The sequence below is a fragment of the Gaoshiqia sediminis genome (genome assembly GCF_025907915.1).
In the GTDB taxonomy this organism is placed as follows: Bacteria; Bacteroidota; Bacteroidia; order Bacteroidales; family Prolixibacteraceae; genus Gaoshiqia; species Gaoshiqia sediminis.
The window spans coordinates 1-19814 of sequence record NZ_JAPAAF010000020.1; the positions used below are offsets into that span (position 1 = coordinate 1).

General features: G+C 47.3%; 16 protein-coding genes. 8 read left to right on the forward strand and 8 right to left on the reverse strand.

Features of this window, described 5'->3' with window-relative positions; all coding sequences use genetic code 11:
* Positions 1 to 173: 173 nt before the first annotated feature.
* The 4 genes from N2K84_RS13020 to sucC all read right to left on the reverse strand — a co-directional run bounded on the left by N2K84_RS13020 (position 174) and on the right by sucC (position 6661).
* Positions 174 to 1118 (reverse strand): mechanosensitive ion channel family protein, encoded by a 945-nt coding sequence (locus N2K84_RS13020; protein WP_282592261.1) that lies wholly within the window; start codon positions 1116 to 1118, stop codon positions 174 to 176.
* 4 nt (positions 1119 to 1122) lie between these two features.
* Positions 1123 to 4002 carry a hypothetical protein gene (locus N2K84_RS13025; RefSeq protein WP_282592262.1) on the reverse strand — a complete coding sequence of 960 codons (2880 nt, stop codon included), beginning with the start codon at positions 4000 to 4002 and terminating at the stop codon, positions 1123 to 1125.
* Between the two features lie 595 nt (positions 4003 to 4597).
* Positions 4598 to 5479: a succinate--CoA ligase subunit alpha gene (sucD, locus tag N2K84_RS13030; RefSeq protein WP_282592263.1), complete on the reverse strand. Its 882-nt coding sequence runs from the start codon at positions 5477 to 5479 to the stop codon at positions 4598 to 4600.
* Positions 5480 to 5527: 48 nt separating this feature from the next.
* Positions 5528 to 6661 (reverse strand): ADP-forming succinate--CoA ligase subunit beta, encoded by a 1134-nt coding sequence (gene sucC / locus N2K84_RS13035; RefSeq protein WP_282592264.1) that lies wholly within the window; start codon positions 6659 to 6661, stop codon positions 5528 to 5530.
* A gap of 217 nt (positions 6662 to 6878) precedes the next feature.
* On the opposite strand from sucC, the gene N2K84_RS13040 reads away from it, so the two are divergent.
* Positions 6879 to 7490 (forward strand): SIS domain-containing protein, encoded by a 612-nt coding sequence (locus N2K84_RS13040; protein WP_282592265.1) that lies wholly within the window; start codon positions 6879 to 6881, stop codon positions 7488 to 7490.
* A 116-nt stretch (positions 7491 to 7606) separates the two neighbouring features.
* Positions 7607 to 8149 carry an isochorismatase family protein gene (locus N2K84_RS13045; RefSeq protein WP_282592266.1) on the forward strand — a complete coding sequence of 181 codons (543 nt, stop codon included), beginning with the start codon at positions 7607 to 7609 and terminating at the stop codon, positions 8147 to 8149.
* 199 nt (positions 8150 to 8348) lie between these two features.
* On the opposite strand, the gene N2K84_RS13050 is transcribed toward N2K84_RS13045, so the two are convergent.
* The 4 genes from N2K84_RS13050 to N2K84_RS13065 form a co-directional block, all read right to left on the reverse strand.
* Positions 8349 to 10922, reverse strand: a complete 2574-nt coding sequence (locus N2K84_RS13050; RefSeq protein WP_282592267.1) for a T9SS type A sorting domain-containing protein — start codon at positions 10920 to 10922, stop codon at positions 8349 to 8351.
* 590 nt (positions 10923 to 11512) lie between these two features.
* The gene (locus N2K84_RS13055; protein ID WP_282592268.1) at positions 11513 to 11731 is read right to left on the reverse strand and encodes a hypothetical protein; all 219 of its coding nucleotides are present in this window, start codon (positions 11729 to 11731) and stop codon (positions 11513 to 11515) included.
* Between the two features lie 23 nt (positions 11732 to 11754).
* Entirely contained in the window at positions 11755 to 12306 is a 552-nt protein-coding gene (locus N2K84_RS13060; RefSeq protein ID WP_282592269.1) for a hypothetical protein, read from the reverse strand.
* A 36-nt stretch (positions 12307 to 12342) separates the two neighbouring features.
* Entirely contained in the window at positions 12343 to 12591 is a 249-nt protein-coding gene (locus tag N2K84_RS13065) for a hypothetical protein (protein WP_282592270.1), read from the reverse strand.
* Positions 12592 to 12841: 250 nt separating this feature from the next.
* On the opposite strand from N2K84_RS13065, the gene N2K84_RS13070 reads away from it, so the two are divergent.
* The 6 genes from N2K84_RS13070 to dnaG all read left to right on the forward strand — a co-directional run bounded on the left by N2K84_RS13070 (position 12842) and on the right by dnaG (position 19796).
* Entirely contained in the window at positions 12842 to 14086 is a 1245-nt protein-coding gene (locus N2K84_RS13070; RefSeq protein WP_282592271.1) for a tyrosine-type recombinase/integrase, read from the forward strand.
* Between the two features lie 198 nt (positions 14087 to 14284).
* Entirely contained in the window at positions 14285 to 15280 is a 996-nt protein-coding gene (locus N2K84_RS13075; RefSeq protein WP_282592272.1) for a hypothetical protein, read from the forward strand.
* Positions 15281 to 15502: 222 nt separating this feature from the next.
* Positions 15503 to 15805, forward strand: a complete 303-nt coding sequence (locus N2K84_RS13080) for a helix-turn-helix transcriptional regulator (RefSeq protein ID WP_111446900.1) — start codon at positions 15503 to 15505, stop codon at positions 15803 to 15805.
* Positions 15806 to 15982: 177 nt separating this feature from the next.
* A complete protein-coding gene (locus tag N2K84_RS13085) occupies positions 15983 to 16318 on the forward strand; it encodes a DUF4406 domain-containing protein (protein ID WP_111446899.1) in 336 nt (111 codons plus the stop codon).
* Positions 16319 to 16389: 71 nt separating this feature from the next.
* Positions 16390 to 16683, forward strand: a complete 294-nt coding sequence (locus tag N2K84_RS13090) for a hypothetical protein (protein ID WP_282592273.1) — start codon at positions 16390 to 16392, stop codon at positions 16681 to 16683.
* Positions 16683 to 19796: a DNA primase gene (gene dnaG, locus N2K84_RS13095; RefSeq protein WP_282592274.1), complete on the forward strand. Its 3114-nt coding sequence runs from the start codon at positions 16683 to 16685 to the stop codon at positions 19794 to 19796. Before N2K84_RS13090 ends, dnaG begins: the two co-directional genes overlap by 1 nt.
* The last annotated feature ends 18 nt before the right edge of the window (positions 19797 to 19814 follow it).

A 19814-nucleotide genomic window follows, 5' to 3' on the forward strand; every position in this document is an offset into this window, starting at 1 on the left:
CGGTCATGCTGAACTCGTTTCAGCATCTATGGCCATTTGCCGCTTCTGCAATTCGCGACAGAGATCCCGAAATAAATTCGGGAGGACGCTTTCAGTAGCGCTGGCACTTTCTTGCCACTCGTTTGAGCAAAGCGGAAATGAACCACGGTATCAGCTCCTGTTCCGGCGCCTGGTTAAATGGATATTTTCGGGTCTATTAGTCCGGCGGTGAGTAACTCGCGCAAAACGGTTTCCGTCATCTCACTTTTAAACTGAAACTCGTAGCGAATGTCCATCACATAAGCTTTCAGGCGCATTTTGTAGCAGAGTTTATTGTGCTTGATATCATTGAAGAAGAGCACAACAATGGGCTTGGCCAGATACACGAAGCGGGATGTTTGGGCTGCTTCGATGGCAATTTGCCTGACCAGGTTGGTGTCGATCGTAATGGGCAGATAAATCTCGGCCACCACCTGGCAATTCGACTCGCCCGAGTTGGCATTGGAAATAGGCTGGTTCAGCAGGTCGCCATTGGGCAGGGTAACCACCGAATCGTCGGGCGTATGGATGCGGGTGGAACGCAGCGACATGTCGAGCACCTCGCCGTACACCTGCCCCACTTCAATTTTATCGCCCACCTTAAACGGACGGTCGATGAGAATGACAAAGCCGCCAAACACATTTTTCAGGACATCCTGCGAAGCAAAGCCTACGGCCACACCTACCGAAGCGCCGAGTGCGATCAGGCTTTCCACGGGAGGCTGAAAAATGCCGCGAATGATGATATAACTGACAATCATCCAACTGACTATTTTAAAAACCGGGAGGATCGCTTTCCACCGGATACGCCTCTCTGCATTTTTCTCCGACCAGGTTTCGATGCTCCTGGACAGGAAACGGATGACAAAATAACCCACGGCAAAAAACACGATGGCCCAAAATATCTTTGAAAAGGAAAAGATTTGCTTCAGTTCTTCGCCGGGCATTTTCCCCACGGCCTTCTCCATCGCTCCTTGCTTTTCCGGAATGGTATCGGCCACTTCGGTTTGGGTTGAAGCTGCCACTGCGGGGTCAGGGGTTTGAGCCAACAGCCACCCGGATAAAAGCACCAGCAAAACAGACAAAACAACATTTTTCATCACGCTAATAAATAAAGTTTAACGACTTCAAACGGCTGACCAATGTACGGTACAGCAACGGATTAATTACATATTTCCCATCCTGCAGATCCAGCAGGCCGTCATCATCCAGGATCATCAACTGGTGAGCGCTTTCCTCCTCCGAAAGATTAAAGACAGCTGCATGTTCACTTGCTGTCAGTCCCCCGTGTACCAGGATGCCGTGCAAACTGGTCAGCTCCCAGGTTTTCAGCGAATTTAAGAACTGAAAACTCAGGTACTTTTGCTGGATAAACAGCCGGTCGTCCTCCACCTTTACAATGGCCCGTAACCAGTATATAAAGGCCAGGTTGATGTTCCCTTGCGCATGTTGCCACAAATCATCAAAAAATACATCCATCAGGTATTTTTGCTTTTCCTCCGTGCTTAGCTTCTGATAACCCCGCTTGGGTGAAAAGTTTTCGGGCTCCAAAAAAGTCAGGTTGAAACCACTCACCAAATGACGCTTTAAGATGGCCTCCCGCAGCAAGTCAACCGACGACTTCTCAAACTCCACCACATAGGCAAAATAGCCGGAAATATCCAAGGTATAATCCAGCAACTTCCAGCTGTATAAAAAACAGCTGCTCAGCCAGAAGATTTTCCGGTTGGTTTGGCTCATCAGCTTAAACAACAGGCGGAGGTTGCCAAAAGCGCCATTCTTCCGAATAAACAGATTATGAATGTTTTCCAGGATGATGACTTTCTGCTCGGGCAGCCCGTTAATCCCTTTCACCAGGCCATCAAAATCATCAAACGTCAGGCTCGGGAACACCTCCCGGAAAAAGTCCAGAAAATCAGCTTCCGTGTAACGGTTCCGGCGGATGAAGAAATGCCCCACGGCAATTTCCTGGTAAATGGAATAGATAAAAAAGTTGAACACGGTAGTGGCGCCGCTTCCCTGTTCGCCCACCAGGCAAGCGGGTGCAAAATTGCCGCGTTTCCAGCTTTCAAAGGCGGCGGTTAACTGATCCAGTTCGGCCTTTCGCGGCATATAAAACCGCTCTTCGGTAAGTGGCGTATTTTCGAACAGCTTTTGGTACATCAGCGGCAAACGGCCAATGGCCTGGCGGGTTTCCGACAAGTAATTGGAAAGTTCGGTACTGATTGGCTCTTTCTGCGGGGCAATGCCCAACAAGTTTTTCAGGTTGAAATACTTATCGCTGGAAAGCACATACATATTTCGCGCCCACTGAATTCCCTTTACGCAAAGCAACAATGTCAGCCGCCAATATTTCAGGACGGTTTGCTTTACCTCGCGGATCAGCGCCTGCCTCCGGTTAACTTTTTCGGAATGGTGCAACCACACCGGCTGAAAATACTTCAGGGTGCGGCGGGTAAAATCCGAACTGATCTTACCGAGGGCGCCATCCGCAAATTCGCGCAATTCGGCCAGCCGGTTCAGGTTCTCTTCGGCTTTCCGCACAGCCCGTTTCACCCCTTCGGCCAGTTCCTGCAAATTACTTTCGGCTTCGCCCTGTTCCAGAAAATAATCCACCGTATATTCCAGGGCATGTTGTATTTCGTCCAGGTTTTTGGTCAGCTGCTGTATGCGCGAAGCAAATTCCTTTTGTTCGGCCGAAAACTGTTCTTTCAGTTTCTGAAAGATGGCTTCCTGCATCAGTTGGCGCACCTTTACCGTCCGGAATGACGTTGCCTTAACCCGTTTCTCCTGAAAAGCAGCCGCCGCGAACTGCCGCGCTTCCGGTATGGATTGGATGGCGTGCTCCAGCGACAGCAGCGGTTTATCAAAAAAATACCCCACCTTCGATTGCACCAGCAGATTGATCAAGACAGGGACACGCTCTGCAACAAACGATTTTATTTCAAATGAATCTTTTTCGGTATCATCCCCCTCCGCCTCCAGGCTTTCCGAAAAAGCCTGAAGCTTATCCCGCAATTCCTGAAAAGCCGGCTGCATGTTCTGGTCAAGCTGCTTGGCCATATCGGAGATATTTTGCTCCCGGCTGGCTTGCATGCCAAAAATCAGCTTCCGGTTGTGCAATTTCAACCGCCAATGCTCGACCAGGGCAAAGCATACGCGGTGTTGCTGCTGGTGGGTGGTTTCAATCGGGGTTAGTTCCAGTTGGTAAAGCCGCGCCAGCCGCTCTTTGCTTAACCGGCTCACCGGAAACTCCAGCGTACCTGCTTTGTCGCGCAAATCGGCAAAACGACCTTCCAATTCCGCTCCCACCGAGGCAAAAAAATCGGTCAGTGCGGCTTTGTCGTTAGCCATACGTTCACGCAGATTGTCCAGTTTCTCGTCCATGTCAGGCCAATCGGCCATCAAAAAAAGGTGTTCTTCCAGCTGACGGTCGAGCTCGTAGAACTGGCGCAAGCGATCTTCCCGGTTATGCAGCAACCGACTGTACTGCGGAAACAACTGATTCAGAAACTGATCCAGGAATACAAATTCGGCCAGCGCAGCCTCAGGCACCTGGTGGTCCCAATAGGTTTTTGCCGACTTATTTTTTCGGAAGATATTGGCGATACCGGTCATCAGCCAATCCAATTTCAGCAGGAAACGTTTCCCGTTTTTCTTCAGCCGAAGCGAAAAAGCATCGCCCGCCACCACATGAAAACGTTCCGGCGCCTGATTTTCCGAGAATAGCTCGCGGTAACCTTCCAATGAACGGCGAACCGCCTGGAAATCATCCATCACCTCCGAAAACGGAACCGCCTGCACATCAACAAGCCGGGTCTCAAACAGAACGGCCAACTTGCGGGATAGCTCGGCGTAGGCTTCGGAATCAGGCAACTTTTTCCGGTACTGATCGAAAAGGGCAAGCAATTTATCTTCCGTTTCAAACGAAGCGGCTATCACCTTTTCAACAAAATGATAGTTAGTTTGTATTTTCTGTCCCATAGAAGAAGACTTATTTTCTGCGAATCAATTAGACACTAAGTTAATGCAATTCTGCCAAATTCATCCGCCGGAAACCATCCGGGACAGGAAAATCGCTTTTATGAATTAAATGCCATTCTTTCTATTAGAAGATGTTAAACAGCTCTTCTAAGCTCGTCACCATCCGTCCGGCCACGGCATACCGTGCCCTTACACGCCGGATAAAATCCGAAACACCCTAGAACGGGAAAGCCAGGTACGGTCACGACATGTCGTGACCAACATGCCATAGCCACGTGGAAAGCCCATATTAACATATCCTGCACCTACCGGAAATGCCTTAGGCATTGGAAGCTTTTGAGGCACATGGGCATGGAAAGGGTGAACTATATTTTAAAAGCGATTTCCCTGCCATCCGGGACGGCCATAAAACAAAAAAAGAAGGTGCCCAAAAAGCCATTCCCAGTTGGAATTAGTCACCCTGAATTTATTTCAGCGACTGTTTCTCAATGGATTGAGATCCCATCCGGCAGTTGCCGAACCGGATGACTCGTAAGCGCTTTTTGGACACCCCCGATATGATTGTCCGCAATATCCCGGCAAGTTGTTGTATTCGCTAAACCGAAGCTTTGGCCAGCTTTTCTGCCAGCAATTGCGGGATTTCGGATGGCTCTTTGGCTACCGGCACGCCGGCTGCCGCAAAGGCCTTCATCTTTTCTTCGGCAGTACCCGAACCACTGGAAATGATGGCCCCGGCATGTCCCATTCGTTTACCGGGGGGCGCGGTTTGCCCGGCAATAAAGGCCACCACCGGCTTCGTCACGTGTTTGGCAATATACGCGGCAGCCTGTTCTTCGGCATCGCCGCCAATCTCGCCAATCAGCACGATGGCTTCGGTTTCCGGATCGTTTTGGTACATTTCCAGCAACTCGAGGTAGTACAGCCCGGCAACCGGGTCGCCGCCGATACCAACTACCGTACTTTGCCCCATCCCACTATGGGTAAGCATATTCACCACCTCGTAGGTGAGGGTGCCGCTGCGCGACATCAGCCCGATATTCCCTTTTTTGAAGATCATGCCCGGAAGGATGCCAATCAGCGCTTCATCAGGCGTAATCAACCCGGGACAGTTGGGGCCAATCAGTTTGGTGCCATTTTGTTTCAGGACGGGCGTAATGCGGATCATATCCAGAATAGGAACGCCTTCCGAAATGGCAATCACCAGGTCGATACCCGCATACGAAGCTTCGAGAATAGCGTCGGCAGCAAAGGGGGCCGGCACAAAAATAATGGACGTGTTGGCGCCAGTGGTTTTCACGGCCTCGTCAACCGTATTGAAAACCGGAATGCCCAGAACACTGGCGCCGCCTTTCCCGGGCGAGGTTCCGGCAACTACCCGGGTTCCGTATTCTTTCATCCGGGCGGCATGAAACTGCCCGTCGCGGCCGGTAATCCCCTGTACCAGCAGCTTTGTATCTTTGTTTACAAGTATGCTCATGAGTTTTGATTGATGATTTTTGATTGATGAATGATGAATGACTTTAGGTCAACGTTTACTTAATTCGATTGCTTTTTTGGCGGCTTCGCTCATGGTGCTCACAGTTGGCAGTCCGGTTTGTTCCAACAGGGCCAGCCCTTCCTCAGCGTTGGTTCCCGACAAGCGCACCACAATCGGGATATCGGTTTTGATGGTGTCCAGCGCTTCAATCAAGCCGCGGGCCACATCGTCACAACGGGTAATCCCGCCAAAAATATTGATCATCACAGCCTGTACGTTTTTATCCGACAACAGGATGTTCATGGCATCCACCACCTTTTGCGGGTTGGAGCTGCCGCCGATATCCAGAAAATTGGCCGGATTGCCGCCATACAGTTTGATCATGTCCATCGTGGCCATCGCCAGTCCGGCGCCATTCACCATGCAGCCAATGTTGCCGTCCAGCTTGATGTACGACAAGCCTTTTTCTTTGGCATCAATTTCTTTCAGTTCATCTTCGTCGGCCTCGCGCATGGCCAGGATCTCCGGCTGACGGTAGAGTGCATTGTCGTCAAAGTTCATTTTACCATCGATCGCCAGGATTTGCTTGTCCGGGGTCAGCACCATCGGGTTAATTTCGGCGAGCGTGGAATCGGTTTCTATAAAAATGCGATACAGCTTCTGAAAAATGTCGGCTGCCTGGCGAACCAGTTTCATGTCGTCAAACAACTTCATGGCCATGTCACGAGCCTGAAAATCGAGCAGCCCGGTTTGCGGGTTGATCGGGAACCGGTGGATCAGCTCCGGATTGGTTTGGGCCACCTCTTCAATTTCCACACCGCCCTCGGCGCTCACCATCAGGGTAACCGACTTGGCGTTCCGGTCGTTGATCAGACCCACATAGTACTCCTTTTCAATGTCCACAGCATCGGCTACAATCACTTTTTCAACCTGGCAGCCTTTGATGTCCATTCCCAGTATCTGCCCGGCAGCCGCAACAGCAGCCGCTTCGGTTTTGGCCAATTTAACGCCACCTGCTTTTCCGCGGCCGCCGACTAACACCTGCGCCTTCACCACCACGAGCCGATCGAGGTTTTTCACGGCCTCTTTTACTTCCGCAACCGAATGGCAAAGCACATGGTTCGGCACCGGAAGGCCATATTTTTTGAAGATTTCCCTGGCTTGATATTCGTGTATCTTCATACTGATTAAAATTAGATTAAAAGGTTAGTATCCTTGTTTTTTAAAATTATCAAAATATACACATACGCATCCCTGTTGTTTCTCAGCCTTAATCGTATTTTAAAACATACTAACGTCCGTATTGCCGAATTGTTTGACCAATAGTTCGAAACTACGGAAAACGTTTGGCATCCCTGAAAAATGAAGTAGTTTTGCAGCAATTTCTAATCCATAAAACATGATAGAAGAAGTTCAGAAACTAATCAAGCACGAAGCCGAGGCCATCCTGAACATCCCGGTTACCGACCAGTTTGAGAAAGCCATCGAGCTGATTAACGAACGGGTACACCGGCAAAAAGGGAAACTGGTTGCCAGCGGCATGGGCAAAGCCGGACAAATTGCATTGAACATTGCCACTACGTTCAGCTCAACCGGAACACCGGCCGTTTTTCTGCACCCCAGCGATGCCCAGCATGGCGATTTGGGCGTAGTTCAGCCCAACGACATTTTGCTGCTGATCTCCAACTCGGGCAAAACCCGCGAAATTCTGGAGTTGGTTGACCTGGCCGACAACCTGTATCAAGGACTGCCCATCATCGTTATTACCGGAAACCCCGACGGCGAACTGGCACAGCTGGCCGATGTCACCTTATTCACCGGCAACCCCGCCGAAGTGTGCATTTTGGGACTCACACCCAGCACCTCCACCACCACCATGACCGTGATTGGCGATATCCTGGTGGTCCTGATGATGAAGCAGATCGGTTTCAGCAACGAAGAATACGCCAAGCGTCACCACGGCGGCTACCTGGGCGACAAATCGCGCAACCAGGCCCGGCTGAAGAAATAGGATTGGGCACTGGTAATTGGTCATTGGTCATTCAGGCATGGACAACTTGAACCTTGAAACTTGAAACCCGAAACTTGGAATTTGAAACTTGGAACTTGAAACTAAAGAACAATATTATGCGCATTACACGAGAAAACACTGTAGGATTGGTGATTGACATTCAGGAGCGGTTGCTCCCGGCCATGGCCGAACAGGAAGAACTGCTCCGCACCTGTAAAATTTTGATTGAAGGCTTGCAGGAACTGGCCATCCCGCTGGTAGTTACCCAGCAATATACCAAAGGATTGGGCGAAACCGTGGAGCCGATCCGTTCACTGATCAACGATTTCAACCCGATTGAAAAACGCGATTTCAGCTGCTGCGACGAAAATGCCGTGGTGGAACAACTGAAAGCGAAAGATGCCAAAAACGTGATCATCTGCGGCATCGAAAGCCACGTGTGCGTGCTGCAAACCGCCATCGACCTGAAAGAAGCCGGTTATGTGCCGGTAGTGGTGATGGACTGTGTTTCGTCGCGCTCGCTCGACCATGTTGACCTGGCAGCAGAACGTTTCCGCCACGAAGGGATTATGATGACCTCGTACGAATCCATCTTGTTTGAGCTGACCCGCTCGTCGGCAGCTGCCGAGTTCCGCGCGATCTCCAAACTCGTCAAATAAAACGACAGAAAGCGGGTGTATGAAAAATTTAATGGTTCGTCATTCCGAACTTGTTTCGGAATCTGTTTCGTTTGGTGTTGTAACTGTTACAGATCCTGAAACAAGTTCAGGATGACTTACGTTGGCCGGCAATTTTTCAAACACCCGCTTTCTCGCTTTTTACGCCAACAATCTCAGCCAAAAACAACAAGCCTGGAGATTACTTTGTCACCATCAGCTTTTTGGCCAAGACGGTCCCATTCAGTTTCACCCTGAAAAAGTACAACCCGTCAGGCCAACTGGTCAGGTCCACATCGACTGTATTTTCATTGGCCGCAAACGAAACCGACCGGGCAAACACCCGCTGCCCCGTCATCGAATAAACAGCCAGCTCAACCGTGCTGCCTTCCGCTTCACCCAGGGTAAAATGAAACAAGCCGGTTGACGGGTTTGGATACACTTCAATGGTTTGGCTGATCAGGCTGATAGCCATTTCGCCAAAATCCCCGTTATTCCCATCTACTTGCAGGAAGTACGTTTTTGAAGGATCGACGGCCAGGTTCTCGATCACTGCCGCTGTTCCCAGGCTTGAATTATCGTTGGCCGCCAGCAACGTGTACCGGGCTGCAACCCCCGAAACAATATCAGCAGCCGATTCCGCCTCATAAACGGCCATTTGGGTGTCGAAGCCCGAAGTTTCAATGGTAACCAGGCCGCTTGATGTTCCCGGAAAGGTGAACCAAACCGAGTTGTCGAGTACCGGGCCGGAGGCTGGCACACACCACGCTTTTGGCGCATTGCAACCGCTTCCCGTCGGGTATGGCTCCCGGGTTTCCACCGTGGCACATTCATTCGTGAAATAGGCATTCCGCCCAAGCTTCAGGGCAATGGACTGCGCCACGTCGTCGTTCGCGGGCATCACCACCTGCAACAGCACGCTGTCGGACGATGCGCAATCGCCATGTCGGCCGGTAACTTTCACATACGTATCGAACGAACCAAACTTTCGCGCTTCCTCTTTCAAGGTCAAAAACAACAAATTGCCGCTTACCTGCTTGTCAAAGAATTCATCAGCGGTGACTTCAAACTCAAAAGAATTGGCCCCCGAAGCGCTGAACTCATAATTCTGAAGGTCGGAACCGCACAGGCTCATCACATCCGGCATATCATCCAGCGCAACCGGCAACTCCTGAAAAGCAGTGATCAGGTCCTCAAAAACCACCTGATCGGTGCCGTTTTCGTTGCCCACTGTAAGGGAAATGGTATAGCTGCCCTCAGCCGTAAAAATGATTTCCGGGTGCTGCGAATTGGCCGAAGTGCCGTTCACAAACGCAAAGCCTGCGGGCTGAATCTGCCACAGCCAGCTCTCCGGCTTGTTGCGCGAAAGATCGGTCAACTGCACCGGGGTCTCCAGGCAGGCCACCGACACATCGGCCTCAAAATTAGCCCGCGGAACACTGAAATAGTCCCAGCCGTCGAGCTGCAAAACGCCCGTATTGTCGGGGTCCAGCCAGTTTTTCAGTTGTTTGGCCGGATCGGAACTGTAATTCCACGACAGGGAGAACTTGCCGAAATACGAATTCACATCGTCGCCGCCGTGTAGCTGGCCGATTACCCGCTTATTACCGTCAAAAAGAGGCGAACCGGAAGATCCCGACTGATCGAGGCCTACATCGTAGGTTACTTCCCAGTGGGTGTTGGCTTGCGACGTGAAATTGCCGTCCCAGATGATGGGGGCCGCATAACTGACCGGCGGGTCCTGGTCGAGGGCAATATTTTTTGGCCCGCCTTCGGGATGATGAATACAGGTGCCCGAAGCCGGTTGCTGTCCGCCAGCATCCCACCCGGCGAAATAGGGCGCGTAATCCTCCGTCGGATATTCGCTCAGCAACAAGAGGGTAAAATCAGTATAGTTGTTGGTCGCCACCAGGCCGGAGCCGGAAAGGGTCTGTTCCAGGCTGGCATCGTTGCTGGTACAAGTCGAATTTTCGTAGTTGAAATAAGTGACCAGCGTGGCCGCCTCGCCTGCGGTGCTAAGGCAATGGTTGGCCGTAAGAAAGTAAGGTGTGCCATCGGCGCGCACATTGTTCACCAACGCGCCGGTACAGTAATAACTAAACCGGCTATCCTGGTAGGTCATCAGGCACACCGAGCGCTTTTCCTCCTGCCAGTCGGACCCTTCGGGACAATTGATAAACACTTCGCTCCGGGCCACCGATTTAACATCGAGGTAGGCCTTGCTGACGGCACCGATGATCAGCTGACCGGGAAAGTCGGCATCCAACGGCTCGTTGTATTCCACAATCAGGTGATTGTCCGGAAATACAGCCAGGGCCAGCTGTCTGTTTTCTTTGTTGTTGGTGTGCGTAAAACCACCCCGGACCAAAGTCTTGTCCTTGTTGTAGAGGTACACCGCCGCCCCTTCGGGAAGCAGGAAGGTTTCGAAGAATACACCCAGCGACAGGGCATCGGGACAGCTGACTTCGTACTGCCACACGGTTTGATCGGCCAGCTCGGTTTTGACGCCTTTCTCCCGGATATCCACCGATAAGGCCTGCACCAGTCCAAAACGGTTGGGGACACCCTCGCGGACATCTTCGTCCAGGCGGTCGGCCACCTGCACCGAATCCAGCCGCGACACCGGAATGATCTTGGCTTGCTTCTCGGTAATGCCGAAACTGGCCGGAAGGCTGTTGTCCGACAATTGGCCAAATGCAAACGTGCCAACCCATAAAAAGGCCAGCAGCAAGCTCCCCTTTTTCAACCAATCCTGTAAACTGAAACACACCTTCATAACCAACGTTATCCTCCACTCCTTTTATAAATAGTTGGCAACCTCTGCCGGAAACCCGTCGCCGGAAAACAGCACGCAAACAACGAAATTTTTTTGAGAAAATTGAAAAAAAACCAGCCGAAATAGCCGCTGGAAATATTTCGGACAACCAACCCGGCATTTTTTTGGCTCAACAGCCTACAGGGTAGAAACAAACCAAGCGACGAAAAAGATTTTGATGTTGACGCATCAGGGCCATGTCCCGTTTTCCAGATCGATTTTCACACGGCGATACCGCGGGCTTCGATACTGATTAAGTGACCTTGGGTTCACTTGGTCAGTAAAATCCTATTTTCACCTTGGCTCATCCGGATTTGCAGAAACATCATTCAACGCGGCTGAATCTAACGGCAATCCGATCCAGCCAACCGCCAACGTTGGCACATCCGGAAGAGTATGGCTTGCTTTTTTCGAAATTAACCTGGTGACTTCGAGTCACCTGGTGAATAAGAGGCCAGTACATAGCCCCAAACCCGGCCGGTGTCGTTCAACACCGACTCATCGCTGGGTCTTGCAGACCGCTCAGAGTTCTATTTATTATGGTACGTTTTTTATTTTACATATCCTTCATTAATCAGATGTTTATTTAAATTTTCAAAAACTTCAGTCCAGGTTGAACCGTAAGTTCCGCAACTTGCAGTTTTATCTTTGTGTCTGTAGCAAACTCCTTTTTGTTCTTTTGAATCAACAACAATTTCAAGTTCTGCATATCCCCAAACTTTGTGGTCAATAATGTCGGGGACTTTTGATAAAAATTCTCTTTTAGTCACTGTTTACAATGTTTAGCATGTACTTATTTTGATAATAGCGATTTTATAAATGGAGACATGTAGGAAACATTGTTTTCATCAATTGCCCAATATTTCCCGTATTCATTTTCCTTTTGTATTGTGTGTTTAATCAAGTTTTTAAAAATATTTTCTTGTTCTTTGGGTCTTATTAGATGTTTAGGAAGTTCAACTAAAACATACTGTCTGAAACCTTTTTTTGTTATTAGAATTTCGTCAAGTGAAAATATATTAAGCATTGCTTCAAAGAATCTGTATTTTCCATTTCTAGCATCATATTTACTCGAATCAACTAGTATTCTTCCATTTCTTTTTTTGTCAAATACTAGTTTCATTGACTTGCCTTTGTGATAATCAAGAATTCCTAGTCCCCCAGTCTCGAAGTGATTAAGTTCCAATAAAATCATTTCACATTCTTCATCTGTGAGTCCAATTACATTTTCACCTCTTGATTTTCTTACATCATATTCTGCTTTTCCTAAATTAAGTGGGGCAGAATGAGCAAACAGTGTTTGAATAAGTTGCGTTTTGTCAAGATGTGTAATGTCAAATTCCATCGCTTAGTATTTTATCGTTTTTAATTTTTATGTAATTCAAAACCATTTATTTTTTTCTTGGTAAAATCCCCAAACTCCATTTGAAAATTCTCCTGCTGCAAACGTGACTGTTTTATTATCTGTTTTTATCTCAAAAATCTGCATTTTGTGGTCTTGTTTGTATAAAGGGTCTTTTACGATAATTGAATTTTGTGTCGGAATCCATTTATAATCCCAAACGTTGATTCCATTTAATTTACACTTTTCTCCGTCTGGTACAGTTTTTTTATGTTTCCACTCAGTCATTTTGTTTTTTTTTAAAATTACCGCCAACGGTTACGTATATTAACCGTAGCCCTGTTTTTATTTGTTACCATTTGCTTTGATTTGGTTAGTTTTCAACAGTTTACCGAGATTCTGATTTTGATATAATACCGCATTTTTCTAGTTTTGGAGTACAAAAGTATGGCAAATTTCATGGTACATGTTTTGGCGAACAACCATAGAAATCTGCCATACAAAGATTGAATGTATAACCAAAAATTACTTTTCAGTTATGTCTACCAAAGTTAGCACAGCAATCGTGCTTTTCAAAAAACGGCAGAAGAAAAATGGCAAATACCCTGTGAAGCTCCGTTTAACGCACGATAGGAAGCAGATGTATTATAACATCGACACCAAAAACCGGGTATATGAGTTCACCGAGGAGGAGTTTGAGAAAATCACCTCACCCAAACCCAGAGGAGAGTACAAAGAGATCCAGATTGAGTTTTCATTGATTGAGGAAAAGGCTCAGAAGGTCATAAAGTCAATGAATAATGACTTCTCCTTTGAAGAATTTAAAGCTAATATGGGTATTAGCGGCTCAGATAAAAAGAATGTATTTCACTACTTGGATATTAAGATTAACGCTGCGTCAATAAATGGCTACGGTGACAAATCTGCCAAGCCCTTGAAAACTTCACTGCAACAATTTTTCAAAAGGGAGAAAAACCTAGATTTCAAAGAAGTCACCATAGCTAAACTTCAGGAGTTTGAGCAATTCATGAGGGATAAGGGAATTCGGCCAAGCACCTATTACCGGTATGTTGCCAGCCTAAGAAGTATCTTTATCATGGCTCATAAGGAAAACAGTATCCCAACAACCATATATCCTTTCGGAAGGCACAAATATTTAGCTCCCCAGTTTGTCACCACGAAACGGTCTTTAAAGCTTAACGAGATTGAAAAGATTTACAACTATCGACCAGAACCATATTCACAAGAGGAGGAAGCTAAAGATTATTGGCTCTTCACGTACCTGTGTAATGGTATCAACATGGTTGACATGTGTCATCTTAAATATCAAGATATTGGAAAGGATTATATAACTTTCATTCGGAAGAAGACTGAGCACTCGTCAGCGGTGAAAAGACCGATTACGGTTCCCCTTACTCAGGATATTAGGGAAATTATTGAAAGACAAGGAAATAAGGACAAATCCCCTGACAATTACGTCTTCCCGGTCATCCAAGACGGTTTAACGCACAAACAGAAGACTTACAAAATTGCTTGGAGGGTTCGCAAAACCAATGTTTACATTCAAAAAATTGGAACGAAATTAGAAATTGATAAACACCTCACCACTTATACAGCTCGCCATAGTTTCGCAACCATTCTAAAACGCTCTGGCGTTTCAACAGAGTTCATTAGTGAAAGCTTAGGGCATAGCAACCTGAAAATTACAGAGACCTACCTCGACAGCTTTGAGAACGACCACAAATTAGAAATTGCCAAACACCTAACGGCATTCAAGAAATAAACCTCAAAGGCTTCCACGTAAAAACGGAAGCCTTTCTTTTTCAATCCCTTTCTGCATTGCCCTATCCATCGGCCATTGATACGAATAAAAGTTATTAACAATGCCGAAAAAAGTGCGGCTCAGTTACACCAATTCACCGCCGTTAGAACTATACTCATAAGTGAATATTTTAACATTTTAAAAAAAGAAATTAAGCTTATGAATCAAAGAGAAATGACAACAGAGAATTTTGAAAGGGATAGCCTTACAGCATTTGAGAAGATGCTGCAAGGCTACAAAAAAGCGAAGCAATCATTGGTGTGGGAATCGAACATGGATGACCTGATTGAGAGAATGACCCATCTGCCAACGGCTCCGTTTCCCACCGAATTGATGAAACTTTTCGATTACAACTATTTGGTATTATCCGATGACATCAGCACCCTTATCCAAAAAGCCCTGCAAATACGTGAACAGATGCAGCACACGCAGCGATTTGTCCACATCGAGGAGAAATACTACTCGCTGCCCTTTTTGCCCAAAAACACCTTCCTGAAGAAACTGAAAGTCTTTAACAATGAAGGCGAACTGTGCTACCAGCAAATGGGCAAGCTATACATCCGCTTTAACAGGTTGCTAATTTGGATTCTTCCCGGAAGAAAGTCATTTTCCTTCCACGACATCTTCACCTTCAAGCAAAAATCCATCCAGCTCCGTGATTTAGAAATCTACTATTACTCACCTTTTCTGGATTTGACCACCACAGACCCCCAATGTTACTACGACTTCTTTTGCGACTACTACGGCAAAGCCCAATTCCTCAAATATTTCAATACTAAGGACATTATCAGCTTTGCCCTCGACAACTCATTTGACAACACCCTGCACAACACACCCAAGGCACTGGAGGAAATCCTTAAACTCACCAGCTCCCAGCAAGTACTTTGGGCTTACTTCCTTTTTCGGCTCATGGGAATGAAACTCAGGCTGCATATTGATGCGGCCATGATGACACGCTTTTTGCTAATTGTGAACCGGAATGACCTTGAGGACTACAAAAAATCTTACTTCTACAAGTTGGTATCCAAAGCTCCGTTCGTGAAAGAGGACAAAAAGCTGTTGGCCGATTTGGAGACCATCCGGCTCCATTTCCAAAAGAGCAAATTGCCCACCGGGGACATCGACAAAGAGATACTGAATTTGATTACCAATTAGCAATTTCAAAGGCCAATTACCATTTATTGCTATTTGGTGCAGTTTTCATTATCCGACACTTTTCCGGGAAAACGGGTTTTGAGGCTCAAAAGACCATTTGTATAAATCACAATATCAAACGGATATGATTTTTCTTTAAAACATCGGACAGTCCGACGACGGAAATTAGGGCATTGGTGACTTAAAATTGTCCCAGAATTTGGTTCAAAAAACACATCAAATATGGACGAACAAAAGAACATCAATGCAGCGGCTTTAAGGAACCTTGAACTACTCAACAAACAGGTAGCGGAACTTCTTCAGGTGCAACGTAAGGCGGTTTCAGGTTACGACTACCTGAACGCAAATGAGCTGGCCGATTTATTAGGCGAAAGTATCAAGACAATTTATGCAAGGGTGCATAACAGACAAATCCCCTTTTACAAGCCGGGTGGAAAGATTCTGCTTTTCAAACTGGACGAAATACGGGAGTGGATAAAATCCGGTCGTCATGCGACTATGGATGAACTGCGTCAGAACGTGTAATTGGTCTTATAGCACCAAATCTATGAAAAAAGTGCAGAAACTAAGGGAGGAAAAAGACGGCAAACAGATAGTAAGGCTTTCGCTGGTAAAGCTCTTTATGAAAAAACGGTCGCACATTCAGTCAGTACCGGAGAATAAGTTTTGCAGGTTTTTAAATCTAACAAAATAGCATTGATTATGGCAACAATTTATATCTGTGGGGTTGACAACCCCGATGATGAAAAGGATAGCTGTGTTGACACCGAAAAAGTAAAAGCCCGGCTCAAATCATTGAAGTGTGCAGTGGTAAACCCATCGGAAATGGCTTTTTCTAAGATGAGCTGGTCGGATACCCTAAGCAACCGGGTAGAACTGCTTAAAAAGAGCCATGCCGTGTACGTGCTGCCCAACTGGAGGGACAGCATCATGGCACGCATCGAGCTGACCGTGGCAATGGATTTAAAGCTGCAAACCTTCTTTCATCCCATCAGCAACAAGGAATTAAAGCAATTAGTAACCACCCTTGACGGATAGCAATGGTTCCGGTGGGGCTGTACAAGGGCAGCCCCACCACTTTTTTTGTACTCAAACTTAGATTGACAATTATGGCAACAGCATTGCATCCAAATACGGTCTCAAAGCTTTATTATCTGGACAACAGGATAAAAAGCTTCTATGAGAAAAACGGTTATTCATCCATCCCTTTCGATGGCCGGAAAGTGCAGGAAATGATTCAGGCATCGCAAAAGGAGTTGGCCGAATTGTTTCTTAAAATATGGGGAAAGAGCATGGGCGCACATCTGCTCGATAAGTTTTACGATAACCGGGGCAATGTGCTGGATTTCTACATGAGCCTTGATGGCCAGAACCGCCAGCTCTTATCACAAAAAGACTGGTGATGATGGATGCAACCCAAGTAATCGAACACATCAACGGAGAGATAGTCAGTGTCATCTCCAATTTTGTGGAGATGAAGAAAGCCGGAACCAACTTTTCGGCTCGATGTCCTTTTCACAACGAAAAGTCGGCTTCTTTTCATGTGAACCCGGCCAAAGGGATTTACAAGTGTTTTGGCTGCGGCAAAGGTGGCGATGCGGTAAGCTTCATCAAGGAACATGAAGGCGTTGATTTTAAACAGGCCGTTGAGATTGGGGCGAAAAAGCTCAAGATTGATTTTGAGTGGAAGAAAAGCAAGGACTTTGACCAAGCCAAATACCAGCACCGGGAAAGCCTGCACATTGCCTGCAACATTGTGGAGCGGTTCTTTGCCGAAAAGCTTTCCCATCCCGAAGCCCAGAAGTACCTCCAAGGCCGCAGTATCATTAACCCCTCACACGGTAGTTTTGAGTTGGGTTACGCCCCTAACGGCAATGAACTGCTGACCTATGCCCGGCAAAATGGCCTCAAGACCGAAATACTGGAGGAAATCGGGGTTCTAAAGAGCAGCGACAACGGGTTGTATGATTTTTTTCGGAACCGTTTAATCTTTCCCATCTCCAATTCAAGAGGCCAGACCATCGCTTTTGCCGGAAGGGATTTATCGGACAACTCCAAGGTCAAATACCTGAACACATCCGAAAGCAGCATCTACATCAAAGGGAACGAACTCTATGCCCTGAATGCTGCCCGTATGGCCATCAAGAACGAAGACCGGGTGTATATTGTGGAGGGCTATACCGATGCGCTGCGGATGCACGCCATTGGCATCACCAACACCGTGGCCACCTGTGGAACTGCCCTGACAAATGCCCAGTCTGCGTTATTGAAGCGGTACACCAACAAAGCCACATTAATCTTTGACGGGGACAATGCCGGACAACGGGCTACCGAGCGCAATGCCGAAATCCTGATTAAAGACCAGTTCCATGTATCGGTGATGGTTCTGCCCGAAAAGCACGACCCGGATACGCTGTTTACCACCAAGGAGCTGTTTCTCCAGCACAACGAACAGCAGACCGATTACATCATCTTCAAAACTCAGCAGTTGGCTGAAAAAGCAGCTTCCGACCCGGTGTATAAATCGGAGGCCATCAAGCGTATCTCCAAGCTGATTGCCAACTACGACAAGACCAAACAGGAGGTTTACACCGAGTTTGTAGCGGAACACATCAAACCCAAGAAAGCTTGGGTGGATGCCATTAAAGAACTGACGCAAAACGAAACGCAACCCACCCACCGCTACACCATTCCCCAACATGTCAGTCTGAATGACTTTAACCGATGGGGCTTCTACGTAGAGGACAATTGCTACGTGTTCCGGAACAAGAAAGGCGATGACTTTGTGACCCATTCCAATTTCGTGATGGCTCCCTTGTTCCACATCGAAAGCCCCATCAATGCCAAGCGATTGTATGAAATCAAAAATCGTCACAATCTGGTGAAGATTGTGGAGCTGCCCCAACGGGATTTGGTGAGCATCACAAACTTCAAACTGCAAATCGAATCCTTGGGTAATTTCCTATGGACGGGAGGAGAAAGCGAACTCAACAAACTGAAAGCATGGCTTTACGAGAAAACTAAAAGCTGCAAAGAGGTGGTTCAAATGGGCTGGCAACGGGAAGGCTTCTTTTGTTGGGGCAACGGCATCTTTGACGGGGAACAGTTTATCAAGGCCGACAAGTACGGGATTGTGCAGCACAACGAGCGTTATTACTACATCCCGGCCTGTTCCGAAATCTATGCCAGTGATGACAGCCTGTTCGAGTTTGAGCGGCACTTCATCCACAACGAGGGCAACATCACTCTTTACGAATATGCCCAGAAATACACGGCTGTATTTGGCAACAATGGTATAATCACCTTGTCCTTTTTCTTTGCCAGTTTGTTTTTGGACATCATCTCCAGACGGTTCGATAAGTTTCCCATCCTAAACATGTACGGACAGAAAGGTTCCGGTAAGAATACCTGTGCCGAAAGCATCCTTTACATGTTTGGCCGCAAAGGCAAAGTCCCCAACCTGCACAACTCCAGTAAACCGTCTATTGCCGACCATGTGGCCACCAGCTCCAATGCGGTTTGTGTGTTGGATGAGTATCGCAACGACTTGGAAATGGAGAAACGGGAACTCCTGAAAGGTTTCTGGGACAAGACCGGGCGAACCCGGATGAACATGGACAAGGATAAGAAGAAAGAGACCTCCAAAGTCAATCAGGGAATCATCGTCTGCGGCCAGCAGATTGCCACGGCTGACATTGCCCTTTTTAGCCGCTTCATTGCCTTGGGCTTTTCCAAAACCATATTCTCGTTTGAAGAAAAGAGGCATTTTGAAGAGCTGGAGCAAATCAACAAACAGGGATTGACACAGATTACCCACCAGCTTTTAAAACACCGGGAAACTTTCAAAAAGAGCTACAACAAAACCGTGGATGCAGTCAGCGACCAGTTCCGGGAGCTATTGGGGACAACTACCATTGAGACCCGGATTTTCAATAACTGGTTGACGGTAGCCTCTGCTTATGCCACGGTGGCTAATATTGTGGAGTTGCCGTTTAAGTACGACAGCATCATGCAGCTTTTTGTAGAGCTGATGGTAACCCAGAACAGTGAAACAGCCAAGAATGATGATTTGGGTATCTTCTGGAAAACGGTTCAATACCTTATCAGCTCCAATATTCTCTTTCAGGAAGGCGATTACCGGGTGGTATATGCCGATAAGATAACGCACACCTTTAAAGAGAACGGTGAATGGAAGAAAAGTGAAATCATTCTGCCAAACCCTCAGAACATCCTCTACTTATCGGTTAGTAGGGTATTTGGCTTGTATAAGTCACAGGCTTTGCGTGAAGGCGACAAGCCCCTGCCGGATGCTACGGTCGAGTATTACCTGAAGAACAGCCCGGCTTTTATTTGCGACACCAAGAAGGTGTACTTTAAGAAGTTCGATGCCAAGAATGGCTATCCCGAATTAGATGAGAAAGGAAACAAGAAATTCACCTATACCTCGGCTTTTGTATTCTATTTGGACAAGCTGAATCTGAGCATTGCCGATGAACATTTAAACGGGGAAAATTGAAAGGGGAAAGAATTAAAA

Bases quoted from the DNA above. Each gene is read 5' to 3' on its own strand.
- N2K84_RS13020 (WP_282592261.1), bottom strand. From the start codon at position 1,118: ATGAAAAATGTTGTTTTGTCTGTTTTGCTGGTGCTTTTATCCGGGTGG.
- N2K84_RS13025 (WP_282592262.1), bottom strand. From the start codon at position 4,002: ATGGGACAGAAAATACAAACTAACTATCATTTTGTTGAAAAGGTGATA.
- sucD (WP_282592263.1), bottom strand. From the start codon at position 5,479: ATGAGCATACTTGTAAACAAAGATACAAAGCTGCTGGTACAGGGGATT.
- sucC (WP_282592264.1), bottom strand. From the start codon at position 6,661: ATGAAGATACACGAATATCAAGCCAGGGAAATCTTCAAAAAATATGGC.
- N2K84_RS13040 (WP_282592265.1), top strand. From the start codon at position 6,879: ATGATAGAAGAAGTTCAGAAACTAATCAAGCACGAAGCCGAGGCCATC.
- N2K84_RS13045 (WP_282592266.1), top strand. From the start codon at position 7,607: ATGCGCATTACACGAGAAAACACTGTAGGATTGGTGATTGACATTCAG.
- N2K84_RS13050 (WP_282592267.1), bottom strand. From the start codon at position 10,922: ATGAAGGTGTGTTTCAGTTTACAGGATTGGTTGAAAAAGGGGAGCTTG.
- N2K84_RS13060 (WP_282592269.1), bottom strand. From the start codon at position 12,306: ATGGAATTTGACATTACACATCTTGACAAAACGCAACTTATTCAAACA.
- N2K84_RS13065 (WP_282592270.1), bottom strand. From the start codon at position 12,591: ATGACTGAGTGGAAACATAAAAAAACTGTACCAGACGGAGAAAAGTGT.
- N2K84_RS13070 (WP_282592271.1), top strand. From the start codon at position 12,842: ATGTCTACCAAAGTTAGCACAGCAATCGTGCTTTTCAAAAAACGGCAG.
- N2K84_RS13075 (WP_282592272.1), top strand. From the start codon at position 14,285: ATGAATCAAAGAGAAATGACAACAGAGAATTTTGAAAGGGATAGCCTT.
- N2K84_RS13080 (WP_111446900.1), top strand. From the start codon at position 15,503: ATGGACGAACAAAAGAACATCAATGCAGCGGCTTTAAGGAACCTTGAA.
- N2K84_RS13085 (WP_111446899.1), top strand. From the start codon at position 15,983: ATGGCAACAATTTATATCTGTGGGGTTGACAACCCCGATGATGAAAAG.
- N2K84_RS13090 (WP_282592273.1), top strand. From the start codon at position 16,390: ATGGCAACAGCATTGCATCCAAATACGGTCTCAAAGCTTTATTATCTG.
- dnaG (WP_282592274.1), top strand. From the start codon at position 16,683: ATGATGGATGCAACCCAAGTAATCGAACACATCAACGGAGAGATAGTC.